General features: G+C 67.0%; 16 protein-coding genes, 1 tRNA gene and 1 pseudogene. 10 read left to right on the top strand and 8 right to left on the bottom strand.

Annotated features, from left to right (window positions below; translation table 11 throughout):
* Positions 1 to 109: 109 nt before the first annotated feature.
* A complete protein-coding gene (locus tag HHL28_RS08860; RefSeq protein WP_169655000.1) occupies positions 110 to 307 on the bottom strand; it encodes a hypothetical protein in 198 nt (65 codons plus the stop codon).
* Positions 308 to 644: 337 nt separating this feature from the next.
* Between HHL28_RS08860 and HHL28_RS08855 the strand changes: the two genes are divergently transcribed.
* From HHL28_RS08855 to HHL28_RS08840, 4 genes are all read left to right on the top strand, one after another.
* A complete protein-coding gene (locus tag HHL28_RS08855; protein WP_075768766.1) occupies positions 645 to 1,319 on the top strand; it encodes an HAD-IA family hydrolase in 675 nt (224 codons plus the stop codon).
* A 10-nt stretch (positions 1,320 to 1,329) separates the two neighbouring features.
* Positions 1,330 to 2,031, top strand: coding sequence for an ATP12 family chaperone protein (locus HHL28_RS08850; protein WP_075768767.1), 702 nt, complete (start codon positions 1,330 to 1,332; stop codon positions 2,029 to 2,031).
* Between the two features lie 135 nt (positions 2,032 to 2,166).
* Entirely contained in the window at positions 2,167 to 2,466 is a 300-nt protein-coding gene (locus HHL28_RS08845; RefSeq protein ID WP_075768768.1) for a hypothetical protein, read from the top strand.
* A gap of 79 nt (positions 2,467 to 2,545) precedes the next feature.
* A complete protein-coding gene (locus HHL28_RS08840; RefSeq protein ID WP_075768769.1) occupies positions 2,546 to 2,851 on the top strand; it encodes an SCP2 sterol-binding domain-containing protein in 306 nt (101 codons plus the stop codon).
* Between the two features lie 45 nt (positions 2,852 to 2,896).
* Here HHL28_RS08840 and cydB read toward each other — a convergent pair whose 3' ends face one another.
* Positions 2,897 to 3,901, bottom strand: coding sequence for a cytochrome d ubiquinol oxidase subunit II (gene cydB, locus HHL28_RS08835; protein WP_075768770.1), 1,005 nt, complete (start codon positions 3,899 to 3,901; stop codon positions 2,897 to 2,899).
* An 11-nt stretch (positions 3,902 to 3,912) separates the two neighbouring features.
* On the bottom strand, positions 3,913 to 5,340 hold the full coding sequence (locus tag HHL28_RS08830) for a cytochrome ubiquinol oxidase subunit I (RefSeq protein WP_075768771.1): 1,428 nt from the start codon (positions 5,338 to 5,340) through the stop codon (positions 3,913 to 3,915).
* A 203-nt stretch (positions 5,341 to 5,543) separates the two neighbouring features.
* On the opposite strand from HHL28_RS08830, the gene HHL28_RS08825 reads away from it, so the two are divergent.
* Entirely contained in the window at positions 5,544 to 5,789 is a 246-nt protein-coding gene (locus HHL28_RS08825; protein ID WP_075768772.1) for a 2TM domain-containing protein, read from the top strand.
* A gap of 87 nt (positions 5,790 to 5,876) precedes the next feature.
* Here HHL28_RS08825 and lepB read toward each other — a convergent pair whose 3' ends face one another.
* Complete coding sequence (lepB, locus tag HHL28_RS08820) at positions 5,877 to 6,626, bottom strand: signal peptidase I (protein ID WP_075768773.1); 750 nt, start codon at positions 6,624 to 6,626, stop codon at positions 5,877 to 5,879.
* Positions 6,627 to 6,769: 143 nt separating this feature from the next.
* Here lepB and HHL28_RS08815 point away from each other — a divergent pair, with 143 nt between their 5' ends.
* Positions 6,770 to 7,054, top strand: coding sequence for an acylphosphatase (locus tag HHL28_RS08815; protein ID WP_075768774.1), 285 nt, complete (start codon positions 6,770 to 6,772; stop codon positions 7,052 to 7,054).
* A 107-nt stretch (positions 7,055 to 7,161) separates the two neighbouring features.
* Positions 7,162 to 7,596 (top strand): large conductance mechanosensitive channel protein MscL, encoded by a 435-nt coding sequence (gene mscL, locus HHL28_RS08810; protein ID WP_075768775.1) that lies wholly within the window; start codon positions 7,162 to 7,164, stop codon positions 7,594 to 7,596.
* A gap of 73 nt (positions 7,597 to 7,669) precedes the next feature.
* Here mscL and HHL28_RS08805 read toward each other — a convergent pair whose 3' ends face one another.
* From HHL28_RS08805 to HHL28_RS08790, 4 genes are all read right to left on the bottom strand, one after another.
* Positions 7,670 to 8,740: a sensor domain-containing diguanylate cyclase gene (locus HHL28_RS08805; RefSeq protein WP_075768776.1), complete on the bottom strand. Its 1,071-nt coding sequence runs from the start codon at positions 8,738 to 8,740 to the stop codon at positions 7,670 to 7,672.
* Between the two features lie 71 nt (positions 8,741 to 8,811).
* Complete coding sequence (locus HHL28_RS08800) at positions 8,812 to 9,021, bottom strand: hypothetical protein (RefSeq protein ID WP_075768777.1); 210 nt, start codon at positions 9,019 to 9,021, stop codon at positions 8,812 to 8,814.
* Positions 9,021 to 9,713 (bottom strand): lipoyl(octanoyl) transferase LipB, encoded by a 693-nt coding sequence (gene lipB / locus HHL28_RS08795; RefSeq protein WP_404326896.1) that lies wholly within the window; start codon positions 9,711 to 9,713, stop codon positions 9,021 to 9,023. The genes HHL28_RS08800 and lipB overlap by 1 nt, the downstream gene beginning before the upstream one ends.
* Positions 9,714 to 9,838: 125 nt before the next feature.
* Positions 9,839 to 9,923, bottom strand: a tRNA-Leu gene (locus tag HHL28_RS08790).
* A 236-nt stretch (positions 9,924 to 10,159) separates the two neighbouring features.
* On the opposite strand from HHL28_RS08790, the pseudogene HHL28_RS08785 reads away from it, so the two are divergent.
* The 3 genes and pseudogenes from HHL28_RS08785 to HHL28_RS08775 all read left to right on the top strand — a co-directional run bounded on the left by HHL28_RS08785 (position 10,160) and on the right by HHL28_RS08775 (position 17,044).
* Positions 10,160 to 12,440 (top strand): annotated as a pseudogene (locus tag HHL28_RS08785) (NADP-dependent malic enzyme).
* Positions 12,437 to 13,861: a magnesium transporter gene (mgtE, locus tag HHL28_RS08780; protein WP_075768780.1), complete on the top strand. Its 1,425-nt coding sequence runs from the start codon at positions 12,437 to 12,439 to the stop codon at positions 13,859 to 13,861. The pseudogene HHL28_RS08785 and the gene mgtE overlap by 4 nt, the downstream one beginning before the upstream one ends.
* 348 nt (positions 13,862 to 14,209) lie before the next feature.
* Complete coding sequence (locus HHL28_RS08775) at positions 14,210 to 17,044, top strand: TonB-dependent receptor plug domain-containing protein (RefSeq protein ID WP_169654995.1); 2,835 nt, start codon at positions 14,210 to 14,212, stop codon at positions 17,042 to 17,044.
* Positions 17,045 to 17,406 lie beyond the last annotated feature (362 nt).

The raw sequence follows: 17,406 nt of genomic DNA, 5'->3' as shown, positions 1-17,406 counted from the left end.
GCAACTGCCGCCGCGCTCGCCCATGCGTGCGAAGCCAAGCCGCGGATGCGGCGCCGGCGATTGAGGCAACTGATCGGCTAGACCCGTTTCCGGTCATCGGAAAACGGGTCTAGCAGCCATTGCGCTGGTAGTTGGTGACGACGCCATTGCTGGCGGTCACCGTCTCCCGGCAATAGATCAGGCTGCCATCCAAGCGGGACCGGTCCGCCTGTAACCAGACCAGCGACTCCGCGCCCCCCGGGCCTGCTTCGCGCTGGGTTGGGATGCTGACGGTCTGCATGACCTGGGACAGCGGCTTACCGATCACGTCAGCCGAGACCAAGGGCCGTATCGGCCGATTGTCATAAACATACATACCGGCATCAGGGCCACCCGAGATGAGGGAGCAGCCAACCAACCCTGGGGCAAGCAGGAACAAGCCCAATACCGCTCTCATCGCCGCCCCGTCTGAGTAAATTTTACGAAAGCCTTATAACAAAAGGATGGGATGATCCGATAGGTTTATTTTGCGTCCGCGTATACTCAACATTTCCTTGTAGCTCCCAGGCCGCGCGGCGGCGGTGCACTGCCATGCGCGGGCTGGAAAGGGCGGCGGCGCTGGGCTACAAGCCGGCCTGACGCCTCACCGGTGAACGGAGCCTCGCGTGCGCCTAGCCATCTTCGACTGTGACGGCACCCTGGTGGACAGCCAGCACGCCATCGTCGCCGCCATGACCGCCGGCTTCGCCGCGGAGGGGTTGGCGGCGCCGGACCCGGCCCTGGTGCGCCGGGTGGTGGGTTTGCCGCTGGTGGGGGCCGTGGCCATGCTGCTGCCGGAGGCGGACCCCGCCCTGCATGAGCGGGTGGCAGAGGCCTACAAGGCCGCCTTCTTCCAGAACCGGACCAGCGGCCGTTACCTGGAACCACTCTATCCCGGTGTGCGTGAGGCGCTGGACGCGCTGGAGGATGCCGGGGTGCTGCTGGGCATCGCCACGGGCAAGAGCCGCCGCGGGCTGGTGGCGATCCTTGAGCACCATGGGCTGCTGGACCGGTTTGTCACCCTGCAGACCAGCGACCTGGTGGCCGGCAAGCCCAACCCGGACATGGTGATCCATGCCCTGTCGGAGGCGGGAGTGGAGCGGGAGGCGGCGGTGGTGATCGGCGACACGACCTTCGACGTTTTGATGGCCCGGAACGCCAGGGTCCGCTGCGTGGGCGTGACCTGGGGCTACCATGAGGGGGCGGAACTGGTGGCCGCCGGTGCCAATTGCCTGGTGGACAGCTATGCCGAGGTGCCGTCGGCGGTGTTGGGGCTGATGCCCTCCGTGGCGACGCAGTAAGGGGATGGGGATGAAGCGTTTCTACAAGCAGGCCACCGCCGCCGGGACGGCGGGGCCGGATGGCTGGACGGTCCTGCTGGACGGCAAGCCCCTGCGGACCCCGGCCAAGCTGCCCCTGGCTGTCCCCACCCGGGCCCTGGCGGAAGCCATCGCCGCGGAATGGCAAGGGCAGGGGGAGGAGGTGGTGCCCCGCACCATGCCGCTGACCCAGCTTTCCAGCACGGCCATCGATGGGGTGCGGGCCCGGCCGGCCGAGGTGGCGGATGCCGCCGCCGCCTATGCCGGGACGGACCTCCTGTGCTACCGCGCTGACCACCCGCAGGAACTGGCGGAACGGCAGGCCAAGGCGTGGCAACCGCTGCTGGATTGGGCGGCCCTGCGCTATGACGCCTTGCTGAGGCCCACGACGGGCATCCGCCACGTCGCCCAGGATGAAAGCGCCCTGAAGGCCCTGCGCGCCGCGCTGGAGGGGATGGATGAATGGCGGCTGACGGCCTTGCAGAACGCCGTAGGCATCTGCGGGTCGCTGGTCATCGCGTTGGCCTTGCTGGAAGGAAAGCTGGACGCCAGGGGCGCCTTCGACGTCTCCCAACTGGATGAGAGCTTCCAGATCGAGCAATGGGGCGAGGATGCGGAGGCTGCGGCCCGGCGCAAATCCCTGCTGGACGATCTGGTGGTGACAGAGCGGTTCCTAACCCTGCTGGCGGGCTGAAGCCCCCCTTACTCAAAAAGGGGCGGGCCTTCGCCCCGCTTCGCTTCTTCCGTCGCAATCACGCCTCTGGCACCCTATATGCCCCGCCCCTGCCGCCGCCCGGCGGCAGGATGGCAAGGGACGAAGGGGACGCGCGTGACGGGCCGCATCTGCATGGCCGACCTGTTGGAGCCGGTGCTGAACGCCGCGGAAGCCGGCGAGCCGGAGCTTGCCCGCGCGGTCACCCTGGTGGCGGAAGCCATGGCCGTGCTGGGCATCACGGTGGCCAGGGCCAATGGCCAGGCCCTGCCCGGCATCAGCGACGAGAAGGCGGTGCTGTACCTGCTGCAGCGCTACCGCCAGGCCCTGGCCAGCCACAGCCAGTTGGAGGAAGCCCTGGCCCTGCGCGACCTGGCCCGCCGGATCGAGCGGTTGGAACGCGCCCGCCTGCCCTGACCGGCATGACCTTGTCGCGGGCGCCCAAATCGGGTAAATGCACTTACCTTTACGTAAACGTCATCAATGGGAGGGAGCCATGTCCACCATCGACCAGGTCGAGGCTCAGATGAAGGCCCGCGCCACCAGCTTCGCCGGGCTGAACGCCGTGGTGAAGTTCGACTTCGGCAGCATGGGCGCCATCTTCGTCAACGGCAAGACCATGCCGCCCAGCATCAGCCAGCAGGGCACCGACCCCGACACGACCCTGGCCATCTCCCTCGACGATTTCATCAAGCTGAGCGAGGGCAAGCTGGCCCCGACCATGGCCTTCATGACCGGCAAGCTGAAGGTCAGCGGCAACATGGGCGTGGCGATGAAGCTATCCTCCATGCTGGAGGATTGAGCGGCAAGGGGCGGGCCGGCATCCGGCCCGCCGCCCGCGGGGTTGTCAGTGCGCGTACCCGCCCTTCACCTTGCCGCGGAAGACCCAATAGGTGAAGGCCGTATAGGCCAGGATGGTGGGGATCAGGAACACCAGCCCCACCAGCAGGAAAACCTGGCTCTCCGGCGGGGAAGCCGCGTCCCAGATGCTGATGCGGGGCGGCACCACATAGGGCCAGAAGCTGACGGCCAAGCCGATATAGGCCATCAGGAACAGCGCCATGGTCAGGATGAAGGGCGCCAACTCCCGCCCCCGGCGCAGCGAGGTATAGAGCAGCGCCGCCAGCAGCAGGGTGATCACCGGCACGGGGCTGAGATACAGCAGGTTCGGGAAGCTGAACCAGCGGTTCCGCACATCCTCCTGCCACAGGGGCGTGATCAGGCTGACCAGCCCGACGAAGACCATCACGGCCAGCAGCAGTCCGGGGGCCAGCTTGTAGCACCAAGCCTGTAGCGGCCCCTCCGTCCGCCAGATCAGCCAAGTGACACCCAACAGGGCATAGCCCGCGACCATGGCGATGCCGACCATCAGGCTGAACGGCGTGGCCCAATCCCAGATACTGCCGGAAAAGTCCGTGCCCTTCACCTCGAAGCCCTGGATGAAGGCGCCAAGGATGATGCCCTGGGCGAAGGTGGCGAACAGGGAGCCCACGAAGAAGCTGATGTTCCAGAGATAGCGGCTGGTGTTGGCCTTGAACCGGAACTCGAAGGCCACGCCGCGGAAGATCAGGGCGATCAGCATCAGCAGCACCGGCAGGTACAAGGCCGGCAGCAGGATGGAATAGGCCAGGGGAAAACCGGCGAACAGCGCCGCCGCACCCAGGATCAGCCAGGTCTCGTTGCCGTCCCAGATGGGGGCGACGGTATTCATCATGTTGTCCCGGTCCGGCTCCCCGCCGGGGGCGAAGGGGAACAGGATCCCCACGCCCAGGTCGAACCCGTCCATCAGCACGTACATGAAGACGGCCAGGGCGGCGATGCCGGCGAAGACCAGGGTCAGGTCGATGTTCATGGGCTGCTCCCTCACTCGGCGGGGCTGGGCTGGGGCCCGTGGGGGGCGCCCATCTCGATCTCCTCGTCCGCCTTGGACATGGGCCGCTTCGGCCGTCCGACGGCGGGTTCCGCCGCCTTCACCGGGCCGGCGGGGCCGCGCTGGAACAGGCGGACCAGGTAGTAGGTGCCGGCGGTGAAGACGATCAGGTAGACGACAAAGAAGGTGATCAACGACGCCAGCACCCCCGCCCCCGTCAGGGCCGGGGTGACGCTGTCCGCCGTGCGCAGGATGCCGTAGACGGTCCAGGGCTGGCGGCCCACCTCGGTGGTGAACCAGCCGAAGGTCAGGGCGAAGAAGCCGATGGGGGAGGCGAGCACCAGGGACCACAGGTACCAGCGCGTGTCATAGAGCCGCTTCCGGAAGCGGAGCCACAGGCTGTAGAGGCCCAGGGCGATCATGATCAGGCCCAGGCCCACCATCAGGCGGAAGCCCCAGAACACGATCCACACCGGCGGCCGGTCCTGCTTTGGCCATTCCTTCAGGCCGCGGATCTCCCCGTCCCAGCTATGGGTCAGGATCAGGCTGCCCAGCTTCGGGATGGCGATCTCGTAATGGTTCATCTCCCTTTCCTGGTCGGGGATGGCGAACAGGATCAGGGGCGCACCGTCCTTGTGCGTCTCCCAATGGCCCTCCATGGCGGCCAGCTTGGTGGGTTGGTGTTCCAGCGTGTTCAGGCCGGTCAGGTCACCGACGAAGGCCTGCACCGGGGCCAGGACGGCGATCAACCCCAACGCCATGGACAGGCCGATGCGGGCATGCTGCTGGAATTGCCCCTTCAGCAGGTGCCACGCGCTCACCCCCGCCACCACGAAGCTGGTGGTCAGGTAGCAGGCGATGACCATGTGGAAGTAGCGGTAGGGAAAGCTGGGGTTGAAGACGATCTGCCACCAGTCCACGGGGTACAGGATGCCGTCGCGGATCTCGTGCCCCTGCGGCGTCTGCATGAAGCTGTTGGCCGACAGGATCCAGAAGGCGCTCATCAGCGTGCCGAAGGCCACCATGCAGGCCGCGAAGAAGTGCACACGCTTTGGCACCCGGTCGCGGCCGAACAGCAGCACCCCCAGGAAGGTCGCCTCCAGGAAAAAGGCGGTCACCACCTCATAATTGATCAGGGGGCCCAGCACGTAGCCGCCCACATAGGAATAGCGGCTCCAGTTCGTGCCGAACTGGTAGGACATGACGATGCCCGACACCACGCCCATGCCGAAGGACACGGCGAAGATCTTCGTCCAGTATTCGGACAGGGACTTGTAGATCTCCTTGCCCGTATAGAGCCACCGCCCTTCCAGCACCGCGATCCAACTCGCAAGGCCGATGGTGAAGGCCGGAAAGATGATGTGGAAGGATACCGTGAAGGCGAACTGTATCCGTGCGAGCAGGACCGGATCGAGTTCCATGGCGGCGCCCCTGGACAGACGGAATATGACGCTCCACTGATGGAGCGATGGCGATATCTCATTCGTCGTTGCGGGGATAACAGCCGGGCCGGGGAAAGTCGCACGGGGCGGGAGGAATTGACGCAGGGGCATGTCAACCGGTCCCGCCCGGTGCCCTCTTGGCAAATCTGCGCACCGTGCCAACCTGTCGGGGCGGAGGAGCCATGACGACCCACACCCCCGATACGAGCCCGGCCGAGGATACGGCCCTGCAGGCGCGCAACCGCCGCCGGCGCAGCCAGCTGCTGAACCATTTCATCGCCTATTTCGGCGCGTTGGTCCTGTTGGTGCCACTGAACTTCATCACCACGCCCGACCGGGTCTGGTTCATCTACCCCATGGTGGCATGGATGGCGCCCCTGGCCCTGCACACGGCCTGGGCCATGGGGCTGTTCGACAAGAAGCGCTGAGGGGCAGGGGCAGGGGCGGGCGCGGCCGCGGTCGCCGCCGGAGCGTGGTCACGGTCGGCGCAAACACGCTCCGGCCCGTCCGGCCCGTCACTCCACCGAGCGGGCCAGCCGGTCGGTCCAGCCGCCGCCGACGCAGGTCAGGCCCGGCTCTTCCTGGCAGCCATACCAAGCGAAGGCCACGGCCCCGACGCGGCCCAGCACGCGCTCCACGGGGATGTAGCCCACCTCACGCAGGAAGCGGCTGTCCTGGGAGTTGTCGCGGTTGTCGCCCATCATGAACAAGTGGCCGGCCGGCACCGTATAGACAGGCGTGTTGTCGGCATAGCCGCTGTCAGACTGCTCCAGGATCAGGTGCTGGCGCCCGCCGGGCAGGGTTTCCCGGTATTCCGTCGCTTGCACCACCTCACCCGTGTACTGGCGGTAGGCGTACTTGCCCGTCTCCGTGCGCTCCACCGGGGTGCCGTTGATGAACAGCCGCCCGTCCTGGACCTGGATGCGGTCGCCGGGCAAGCCGATGACGCGCTTCACATAGTCCACTTCCGCGCCCGGCAGGCGGAAGACGACGATGTCGCCCCGCTCCGGCATGCCGCCCGGCAAGCGGCCTGTCTCCGTGCCGAACTTGTCCACCGGCAGCGGCCAGAAGGGGGTGGAGTAGCGGCTGTACCCGTAGGCGAACTTGTTGGCATAGAACTGGTCGCCGACCTTCAGGGTGGGCAGCATGCTCTCTGACGGCACATGGAAGCCCGCAAAGGCGAAGGTGTTCATGGTGAACCAGATGGCCGCCGCACCCGCGGCCACGCCCAGCCATTCCTTCACCCAGGACGTAACAGAACCCATGAGACCCCTACCTCCGCTCGCATATGCGCGGAACATGCCGGTACTCGTCCGCTCCGGTCAATCGGCATGCTCCCAGCCTGATTGACAGCAACCGCAGCGTACAGTCCAGTTAAACCCATGCCATGAAGCTGACTGAGGATCCCATGTCTGACCGCGTTGCCGTGCTCGCCCGCATCCGGGGCAAGGTGCAGGGCGTCTGGTACCGCGCCTGGACGGTGGAGCAAGCCACGGCCCGCGGCCTGGACGGTTGGGTGCGCAACCGGGCCGACGGCAGCGTGGAGGCCCTGTTCGCCGGACCGGCTGCCGCTGTCGAGTCGATGCTCGATGCCTGCCGCCAGGGTCCACCCGCGGCACAGGTCAGCGGGGTGGAGCGGCATCCAGGCGATGATCCTGGCAATACCGGCTTCACGCAGCTTCCAACCTTGTGATGAGGGAAGTGGTAGGCCTACGCCAACTGGGGGAACTGGTCGGAAGGCCTGAATCGAGTCAGTTTTTCTACCAAGCCGGAAACCGGCACTTCAGGGGGATTGGGACGATGTTGAAGGAATTCAGGGAGTTCATCAGCCGCGGCAATGTGGTCGACCTGGCCGTCGGCATCATCATCGGTGCCGCCTTCACGGCCATCGTCAACTCGCTGGTCAATGACATCCTGATGCCGCCCATCGGCTTCATCATGGGCGGGATCGACTTCTCCAACTACTTCATCAACCTGACCGGCGGGGAGTATGCCTCGCTGAAGGCGGCCCAGGACGCGGGCGCGGCAACCATCAATTACGGCCTTTTCCTGAACGCCGTGATCAAGTTCCTGATCGTGGCCTTCGCGGTCTTCATCCTGGTGAAGCAGGTCAACCGCTTCCGCCGGAAGGAGGAAGCGAAGCCGCATGCCCTGACCAAGCAGGAAGAGCTGCTGTCGGACATCCGCGACATCCTGCGACGCGACTCCGGCCGTGTCACCAGCGCGGCGGACTGACGACAGCGGCTCGTTGCCCGCGTAAGCCAAGGGCGCGGATGCGACCGCCCGGCGCTTGAGGGCGAGCGACCGCTCAGGCCCCGGCCGTGACGGTCTGGTCCCGGCCCAGATGCTTGGCGGTATAAAGGGCGTGGTCCGCGCGGGTCAGCAGGCTTTCCACCGGCTCACCCGCCCGGGCCATCTGGGCGGCGCCGATGCTGATGGTCACGTTGATCATGCCGTGGGAGGCCGGGATGGACAGGCGGCGCACGGCGCGGTGCAGCTTCTCCGCCACTGCCTCCGCCCCGGCCAGGTCGGTTTCCGGCAGCAGGATGGCGAACTCCTCCCCGCCCAGCCGTCCGACCCGGTCGCTCGCCCGGATGTTGGCCCGCATGATCTCCGCCAGGGCCACCAGGACGGTGTCGCCCACCTGGTGGCCGTAGCTGTCGTTGACCTGCTTGAACCGGTCTGCGTCCACCGCCAGAAGTGACAGGGGATGGTCATAGCGGCGGGCGCGGTAAATCTCCCCCTCCAGCGCCGCCAGGAAGGCGCGGCGGTTGTCCACGCCGGTCAGCGGGTCGGTGGAAGCCTGGCGGCGCAACTCCGCCTCCAGCCGTAGGCGGCGCAGCTCGGCCTCCGCCCGGGTGGCGAAGATGCGGACGATGGCCGAACGGCGGTCGTTGGGTACCAGGGGCCTGTCGTCCAGCACCGCGAGGTGGCCGAGGGGCAGGATGCCGTCCTGGTCCATCAGCGGGATGCCGAGATAGGCGCTGTAGCCGCCGCCAACCTCCGCCGGGAAGGTGGTGGCGAGGTCGCATGGCACCTCCACCACCCGGCCCGCGCCCAGCACCAGGGCGCAAGGCAGGCCGGCCAGGGGATAGGTGAAGCTGTCCTGCCGGACGCCGTCCTTGGAGGCGGCGAGCACCGTGGCCTTGGTGGGCGGGTGGTCGGCCGGCCGGGTGACCATGACCAGCTTCACGCGCAGAAGCCGCGCCAAATGCTCGACGAGGCTGTGCAGGAAATCCTCGCCGGTCTTGCCGGCCGTGCCGGCCAGGATGGACCAGAGGACCCCGTCCAGGTCCGGCTCGGCACAATCAGCCTTCGCCAGCGTGGGGTCGAGGGCGGCAACCGGGACCGGGGGAGACTTGAGCAGCGCCGCCGTCATCCCGCCGATCCTCCCTTCGTCCATCAAGATGTAATCACTTTGTCATAGATACTACATCTGATGGACAGGTCCTAGTTACGTTTCTCCAGAATATCCCGAATGCGCGAAAGCTGTTGGCAAGCCCGCGCCAAGCCCAGCAGAACGAAGCCCAACAGCAGGCCCACCAGCCCGGGGCCGTAGCTTTCCGCCGTCGGCGCCGACAGGGTGAACAGCGATACCAGCAGCGCCGCCCCACCCACGGCATAGAGCACGATCGCCGTGATGGATCTCCGCCGCTGCATCAGGCCGGCACCGCGCAGGGCCGAGCCGCGACAGGCATGTCGGCGGGCACGGGGCCGGTGCCGAACACCTCGGCGAAAGAGGACTGCATCGCCATGTCCACCTCGGCCATGCTGACGATATGGCCCAGGGCGGCAAGGGAGGTCACGCCGTGCTCCCGGATGCCGCAGGGGACGATGCCCTCGAAATGCGTCAGGTCCGGCTCCACGTTCAGGGCCACGCCGTGGAAGCTCACGCCCCGGCGGATGCGAACGCCAAGCGCGGCGATCTTCGCCTCCTGGCCCGGCGGGCCGCCATGGGCCGCCATGTCCACCCACACGCCCACCCGGCCGCAGCGCCGCTCCCCCTTCACCGCGAACTGGGCCAGGGTGCGGATCAGCCATTCCTCCAGCCGCCAGACGAAGTCGTGCAGGTCGCCGCCCCGGGCCGCCACGTCCAGCATGACATAGCCCACCCGCTGCCCGGGCCCGTGATAGGTGTACTGCCCACCGCGGCCGGCCGGATAGACAGGGAAGCGGGCCGGTGTCAGCAGGTCGCCTGCCCTGGCAGAGGTGCCCGAGGTGTAAAGGGGCGGGTGCTCCAGCAGCGAGACCGTTTCCGGCGCCGTGCCGGCGCGGATGTCGGCCACCCGCTGTTCCATGAAGGAAACGGCATCGGGATAGTCGACGGGGCTGTCGCTGATGCGCCACTCGATGGTCGAAGGGGATGGGGTCATGGGGGCAGGGACCCTGGTACGTGTGAACCGCGGCTGGAATGTAGTCCCCCGCCAGGGAACGAAAAAGGCCGCCGGGATCAGCCGGCGGCCCTTTTCCGTTCGGGTGGTGCGGTCGAGAAGACTCGAACTTCCACGGGTTGCCCCACAGCGACCTCAACGCTGCGCGTCTACCAGTTCCGCCACGACCGCAACTCTACCCGGGCGAACGATGGCAGGCGAGGTTCCTGCCGTCGGGTGCGGGGGAGATAGCAGAGACCGCGATGGGGGGCAAGGGGATTGCGAGGCGCCACCGCATGCCTGTCCCGACACCCCCGCCATCATCACGCCCCAGACGTGCGGCATTCCGCCTGGACAAGGGGCTTTGGCGCGGCCTAAGCAGGCAAATGCGTGCCTGACCGACCCGTTCCGTTACCCAGGGGACCCCCATGTCCGACGCCTTCCGCGACGCCGCCCTCGACTATCACCGGCTGCCGACGCCCGGGAAGGTGGCGGTGACCCCGACCAAGCCGCTGGCCACCCAGCGCGACCTGGCGCTGGCCTATTCCCCGGGGTGGCGGCGGCGTGTGAGGAAATCGCGGCCGACCCGCCAACGCCGCCAAATACACCAGCCGCGGCAATTTGGTGGCCGTCATCACCAACGGCACGGCGGTGCTGGGCCTGGGCGACATCGGGCCGCTGGCATCCAAGCCGGTCATGGAGGGCAAGGGCGTCCTGTTTAAGAAGTTCGCCGGCATCGACGTGTTCGACATCGAGGTCAGCGAGAAGGACCCGGACAAGCTGGTGGAGGTGATCGCCGCGCTGGAGCCCACCTTCGGCGGCATCAACCTGGAGGACATCAAGGCCCCGGAATGCTTCTACGTGGAAAAGAAGCTGCGGGAGCGGATGAGGATCCCCGTCTTCCATGACGACCAGCACGGCACCGCCATCATCGTGGCCGCCGCCATCACCAACGCCCTGGCGCTCACGGGCCGGGACTTCGCCACGGTGAAGCTGGTGTGCAGCGGCGCGGGCGCCGCGGCGCTGGCCTGCCTGGACCTGCTGGTGGACATGGGCCTGCCGGTGGAGAACATCTGGGTCAGCGATATCGCCGGCGTGGTCTATGAGGGCCGGACCGAGTTGATGGACCCGCGCAAGGCCCGCTACGCCAAGCCCACCAACGCCCGCACCCTGGGCGACATCATCGGCGGCGCCGACATCTTCCTGGGGCTGTCCGCCCCCCGGGTGCTGACGCCGGAAATGGTGCAGCGCATGGCCGCCAGTCCCATCGTCATGGCCCTGGCCAACCCGACGCCGGAGATCATGCCGGACCAGGTGAAGGCCGTCCGCCCCGATGCCATCATCGGCACTGGCCGCAGCGACTTCCCCAACCAGGTCAACAACGTCCTCTGCTTCCCCTTCATCTTCCGCGGGGCCCTGGACGTGGGCGCCACGGCCATCAACGAGGCCATGAAGATCGCCGCGGTGAGGGCCATCGCCAACCTGGCGAAGGCGGAGGCGTCGGACGTGGTCGCCGCCGCCTATGGCGACGGTGTGCCCAGCTTCGGGCCTGAATACCTGATCCCCCGGCCCTTCGACCCGCGCCTGATCCTGGAGATCGCGCCCGCCGTGGCCAAGGCGGCCATGGACAGCGGCGTGGCCACCCGGCCCATCGAGGACTTCAACGCCTATCGCGACCGGCTGGGCCAGTTCGTCTTCCGCTCCGGCCTGGTGATGAAGCCGGTCTTTGCCAAGGCCAAAGCCGACCCGCGGCGCGTGGTCTATGCGGAGGGGGAGGAGGAGCGCGTGCTGCGCGCCGCCCAGCAGGTGATCGATGACCGCCTGGCCTACCCGATCCTGATCGGCCGGCGGGAAGTGGTGCAGCGCCGGCTGGACAAGCTGGGACTGCGGCTGCGCATCGGTGAGGATTTCCGGCTGGTGGACCCGCAGAACGACCCAGCCTACCACGACTACTGGACCAGCTACCATGGCCTGATGGAGCGCCGCGGCGTCAGCCCCGACCGCGCCCGCCAGGTCTTGCGCAGCAACACCACGGTCATCGGCGCCCTGATGGTGCGCAAGGGGGAGGCGGACGCCCTGGTCTGTGGCACCGTCGGCCTCTATGACTGGCACCTGAAGCATGTCATGGACGTGATCGGGCCGAAGCCGGGCGTGCGTACCCCGGCGGCCCTCAGCGTGCTGATCCTGAACCGCGGCACCTTCTTCCTGACCGACACCTACGTGAACGACGACCCCAGCGCGGCCGAGTTGGCGGAGATCACCGAGCAGGCGGCGGAGGAGGTGCGGCGCTTTGGGCTGACGCCCAAGGTGGCGCTGCTCAGCCACTCCAACTTCGGCAGCCACAACGACGTGGAGGCGCAGAAGATGCGCCAGGTGCTGACAGAACTCTCCACCCGCTGCCCCGAGCTGGAGGTGGAGGGCGAGATGCACGGTGACGCCGCCATCAGCGAGGAGATCCGCCAGCGGGTGTTCCCCAACTCCCGCCTCACCGGTTCGGCCAACCTGCTGGTCATGCCCACCCGTGATACCGCCAACGTTGCCTTCAACCTGCTGAAGGTGCTGGGTGACGGTCTGGCGGTGGGCCCCGTGCTGCTTGGCGCGGCGATGCCGGCCCATATCTTGACGCCGAGTGTTACCGTGCGCGGCATCGTCAACATGTCGGCCTTGGCGGTGATCGACGCGCAGATGCACAAGACGGCGGGGGCATGACCCAGCAGGACGCGGAGCTGGACAGGGAGGGGCGCCGGCCGGGGGAGGACCGGACAGACAACTCGGACGACGGCGCCGGGGCCATGCCCGTGCGCGCGGTGGAGGATTTGCTGGAGGCGGGTGACTTCCCCCGCCTCGCCGCCCTGTTGGCGGACGAGCACCCGTCGGACGTGGCCCACATCCTGGAGCAGCTCGGCGGGGAGCAGCGGACGGAGCTGATCGACCTGCTGCGCCCGTCCTTCGACGGCGAGGTCCTGGCCTACCTGCCGGGGGAGCTGCGCGAGGAGGTCATCGGCCAGCTCGAGCCCAAGGAACTGGCCGCCGCCATGGCGGAGCTGGATACGGACGACGCCGTCGACGTGATCCAGGACATGGAGGAGGAGGACCAGGCCGCCATCCTGGCCAACTTGCCGCCGGAGACGCGGGCGCTGGTGGAAGAGGGGCTGACTTTCCCCGAATACTCCGCCGGCCGCCTGATGAGCCGCGAATTCGTCTCCGTGCCCATGTTCTGGACCGTGGGCAAGCTGCTGGACTATCTGCGCGCCGCCGCCGTGTCCGGCAGCGACGAAGTGCCGGAACAATTCTACGACATCTTCATCGTCGACCCCCGGCACAAGGTGGCGGGCACCGTGCCCCTGTCGCGGGTGCTGCGGGCCAAGCGCGGCGTCAAGCTGAACGAGATCCTGCACGAGGATATCCACCGCATCCCGGCCACCATGGACCAGGAGGAGGTGGCCCGCCTGTTCCGCAAATACGGCCTCGTCTCCGCCCCTGTGGTGGACGGGGGCGGGCGGCTGCTGGGCGTCATCACCGTGGACGACGTGGTGGACGTGATCGAGGAGGAGGCGGAGGCCGACCTGTTGGCCCTGGGCGGCGTGGAGGAGGGCGACCTCTACCGTGCCGTGCTGGACACGACCAAGAGCCGCTTCCGCTGGCTGTTCATCAACCTGATCACCGCCATTGTCGCCAGCGTCGTCATCGGCCTGTTCGAGGCGACCATCGAGCAGGTGGTGGCCCTGGCCGTGCTGATGCCCATCGTCGCCAGCATGGGCGGCAACGCCGGTACCCAGACCCTGACTGTGGCCGTGCGGGCCCTGGCCACGCGGGAGCTGTCGGAGGCCAACGCCCTGCGCGTGGTGGGCAAGGAGGTGCTGGTGGGCACCGCCAACGGCGTGCTGTTCGCCGTCATCGCCGGCCTGACCGCCTTCGCCTGGTTCCAGGACCCGCTGATCGGCGTGGTCATCGCTGCGGCCATGGTCATCAACCTGGTCTGCGCCGGCCTGTTCGGCGCCCTGATCCCCCTGGGCCTCAACCGCCTGGGCATCGACCCGGCTGTGTCCTCCGCCGTCTTCCTGACCACGGTAACGGACGTGGTGGGCTTCCTGGCCTTCCTGGGACTCGCGACCCTCATCCTGTTCTGAGCCGATTTCCCTGCCGTCAACCACCACGTCCACCCCGAACTTTAAGGCGGGTGCCTGGGCGAAGCTTAATCCAGCGGGCGATGAGAGTATTTAAGATATAATCCCTCGTATATTGGGAACACCGCAGTCGTTTAATGAACACATTAGAAACTATGACATAGGGCCGAAGCGAAATCGCAACAACAATGGAATAAAGCAGAATTACTTGCAGCTATGCGATTGGGTTTTATTGCGCATCTCTGCTATCCCAGCCGGATCAAAGCTGGCAGACGCATGGCCGGCATCGAAAAACCGGGCACCTGAACTGGGAGAGTGGGAATGCAGATGCGGCAATCGAAGCATCGTCGGATGCGGACCTGGCTCATGGCCGGGGCCGCCATGGGGTTCGGCCTCGCCGCCGGGTCGGTCCAGGCGCAGGGCACGGACTCGGCGCAGCTTGAAGAGATCGTGGTGACGGGTTCACGTATTTCCCGGCCGGAGCTGACCAGCTCCAGCCCGGTGGCCGTCGTCTCCAACGAGGACATCCGCCTGTCGGGCAACGTCAATGTCGAGCAGATCCTGAACGAGATGCCACAGGTCGTGCCCGGCCTGACCTCCACGTCCAACAACCCGGGCAACGGCACGGCGTCCGTCGACCTGCGCGGCCTGGGGCCGCAGCGCACGCTGGTGCTGGTGAATGGCCGCCGCTTCGTGCCCTCCAGCCAGGGCGGCGTGGTGGACATCAACAATATTCCCGCCTCGCTGGTGCAGCGGGTGGAGGTCGTGACGGGCGGTGCCTCGGCGGTGTACGGCTCCGACGCCGTGGCCGGCGTGGTGAACTTCATCCTGCGCGACGACTTCGAGGGCGCGGAGGTGAACGCCCAATATGGCATCACCCAGGAGGGCGACGGCGAGGATTATGATGTCTCCGCCACCCTGGGCGGCAACTTCGCCGAGGGCCGCGGCAATGCCGTCGTCTTCGCCAACTATTACAAGCGCAAGGCGGTTTTCCAGGGTGAGCGCGAGTTCTCCGCCTTCGCCCTGCAGGATGACGAGGATGCGTCGGGTCGCGCCATCCTGTCCCGCGGCGGCAGCTCCAGCGTGCTGGGGACCCGGCTGTTCGGGCCCCTGACCCTGCCCAACGGGGCCACCTCGTCCACCGGCGTCGGCTTCGACACTGCCGGCAATCCCAGCCCGTTCCGCATCCCGACGGACCTCTACAACTTCGCTCCCGTGAACTACCTGCAGGTCCCGCAGGAGCGCTGGGCCCTGACCGGCATGGCCCGGTATGAGATCGCCGAGGCTGCCGAGCTGTATGTCGAGGCCAACTTCATCAACAACCAGGTGCCCCAGCAGCTCGCCCCATCGCCCCTGGCCGAGGACATCCAGGTCAACCTGGACAACCCGTTCCTCAGCGCGGCCACGCGGCAGATCCTGGCCACCAACTTCGACGAGGACGGCGACGGCATCGCCGACATCACCGTGGGCCGCCGGCTGGCGGAGCTGGGGCCCCGCATTTCCAACGACGAGTACAATGCCTACCGGGTCCTGAGCGGCGTGCGCGGCGACCTGCCGTTCGGCTGGAACTACGACGCCTACTACTCCTATGGCCGGGTGAAGCGCGAGAACCGGCTGGAGAACGACGCGGCCCTGTCCCGCATCCAGCAGGCCCTGTTCGCCGTGGCCGGCCCCGGCGGCACCGTCACCTGCCAGGACCCCAGCGGCGGGTGCGTCCCGCTGAACATCTTCGGCGCGGGCAACATCAGCCAGGAGGCGGCCGACTTCATCCGCGTCGGCGCCACCAACAGCACCACCATCGAGGAGCAGGTGGCGGCGGCCAGCATCTCCGGCGACCTGTTCGAGTTGCCGGCCGGCGGCCTGGGCGTGGCGCTGGGTGCCGAGTGGCGCAAGGAGAAGTCGGCCTTCACCCCGGATGAGTTCCTGGCTTCCGGCGACGTGGTCGGCTTCAACGCCGGGGAGCCGACGGCCGGTTCCTTCACGGTGAAGGAGCTGTTCGGCGAGGTGCTGGTCCCCATCCTCTCGGACCTGCCCTTCGTCAAGGACCTGAGCTTCGAGGGCGGCCTCCGCTACTCCGACTACTCCACGGTGGGCAGCGTCTGGACCTACAAGGCCGGCGGCGAGTGGTCCCCCACCGACGACATCCGCATCCGCGGCCTGTACCAGCGCGCCGTCCGCGCGCCCAACGTGCTTGAGCTGTTCTCCGGTCCCAGCCAGGACTTCCCGGCCTACACCGACCCTTGTGACGCCGGACAGGGCCCCGCGGGTGCTGTGGCCGACCTCTGCGTCGCCCAGGGCATCCCGCGCACCCAGCTGGGCATCTTCGAGCAGGCCAACAGCCAGGTGGAAGCGCGCCTCAGCGGCAACCCGGACCTGAACGAGGAAAAATCCGACACCTACACGATCGGCGCCGTGCTGACGCCGACCTTCATCGACGACCTGTCCATCACGGTGGACTACTTCAACATCAAGGTTAAGGATGCCGTCGGCCAGTTCGGCGGCGGGGCCGGCAACATCGTCAGCCTGTGCTTCCAGTCCCTCGACATCAACAGCCCCTTCTGCCAGGCCTTCACCCGTGACCAGAGCGGCAACATCGACATCGTCGACACGCCGAACGCCAACAACGCCTCGCTGAAGACCCAAGGCCTGGACATCCAGGCCAACTACGCCCTGCCGCTGGACGGGTTCACCCTGCTGGAAGGGGACACGGCCCTGCGCTTCGGGTTCCTCGGCACCTACCTGTTCGATTACAAGTTCCAGTCCGGCCCCGGCCTGGATGAGATCCAGTGCGCCGGCTTCACCGGCAGCCCGTGCCCCGGCCCGGGCGGCGCCGTCACCGGCACCGGCACGCCGGAGTGGAAGCACGTCCTGTCCACGACACTTGAGACCGGCCCGCTGAGCATGCGCGTGCAGTGGCGGTTCATCGGCTCCATGAAGGATGCCCGCATCTCCACCGGCACCCCGCGGGAGGACGTGCCCGTGCCCAAGGTGGGCGCGGTCAACTACTTCGACCTGGGCTTCCAGTTCATGGCGTCGGAGAACCTGACCTTCGTGGGCGGCGTGGACAACCTGCTGGACCGCAGCCCACCCACCCTGGGCGACGCCCAGGTCCAGGCCAACACGGACCCGTCGCTTTATGACGTTCTGGGCCGCCGCTTCTTCGTGGGTGTGACGGCGAAGTTCTGACGTCTCCACCGCTCCCTTCCCAAGCCCGACGCGGCCTTGCCCGCGTCGGGCTTTTCTTTTGCCCAGACGGGTTCGGGGGCAGGCCCTTGCCAAGCCAATCAAGGTCGCGGCGGGGTGCTCCAGCAAAAAAGAGCGTAAGTATCCGAGTGCCACCAAACCATCTTTGTTTGCCTGATACTAATACTGACGTCGTCAATGGGCTACCTGTCTTGGCATTCACGCCACTGGCCATGCCGTCAGGCGCCACGTCCCCATATGCAGATACCAATTTGTAACAGAGTGACCAGGAGACGTCTAATATCTTGCCGGTTATTGCTCGGCCAACGCCATCGCCGTTTTGCAAAATTGCAACAGGGAGCCCG

The organism is Aerophototrophica crusticola, assembly GCF_012913305.1.
GTDB lineage: Bacteria > Pseudomonadota > Alphaproteobacteria > Azospirillales > Azospirillaceae > Niveispirillum > Niveispirillum crusticola.
Note: the sequence above shows the minus strand (reverse complement) of the source record. Positions and strands in the feature narration are given on the sequence as shown.

Coding starts and splice junctions, on each gene's coding strand:
- HHL28_RS08825 (WP_075768772.1), top strand. CDS start 5,544: ATGACGACCCACACCCCCGATACGAGCCCGGCCGAGGATACGGCCCTG.
- HHL28_RS08800 (WP_075768777.1), bottom strand. CDS start 9,021: ATGCAGCGGCGGAGATCCATCACGGCGATCGTGCTCTATGCCGTGGGT.
- cydB (WP_075768770.1), bottom strand. CDS start 3,901: ATGAACATCGACCTGACCCTGGTCTTCGCCGGCATCGCCGCCCTGGCC.
- lepB (WP_075768773.1), bottom strand. CDS start 6,626: ATGGGTTCTGTTACGTCCTGGGTGAAGGAATGGCTGGGCGTGGCCGCG.
- HHL28_RS08850 (WP_075768767.1), top strand. CDS start 1,330: ATGAAGCGTTTCTACAAGCAGGCCACCGCCGCCGGGACGGCGGGGCCG.
- HHL28_RS08815 (WP_075768774.1), top strand. CDS start 6,770: ATGTCTGACCGCGTTGCCGTGCTCGCCCGCATCCGGGGCAAGGTGCAG.
- HHL28_RS08830 (WP_075768771.1), bottom strand. CDS start 5,340: ATGGAACTCGATCCGGTCCTGCTCGCACGGATACAGTTCGCCTTCACG.
- HHL28_RS08805 (WP_075768776.1), bottom strand. CDS start 8,740: ATGACGGCGGCGCTGCTCAAGTCTCCCCCGGTCCCGGTTGCCGCCCTC.
- mscL (WP_075768775.1), top strand. CDS start 7,162: ATGTTGAAGGAATTCAGGGAGTTCATCAGCCGCGGCAATGTGGTCGAC.
- HHL28_RS08840 (WP_075768769.1), top strand. CDS start 2,546: ATGTCCACCATCGACCAGGTCGAGGCTCAGATGAAGGCCCGCGCCACC.
- HHL28_RS08775 (WP_169654995.1), top strand. CDS start 14,210: ATGCGGACCTGGCTCATGGCCGGGGCCGCCATGGGGTTCGGCCTCGCC.
- mgtE (WP_075768780.1), top strand. CDS start 12,437: ATGACCCAGCAGGACGCGGAGCTGGACAGGGAGGGGCGCCGGCCGGGG.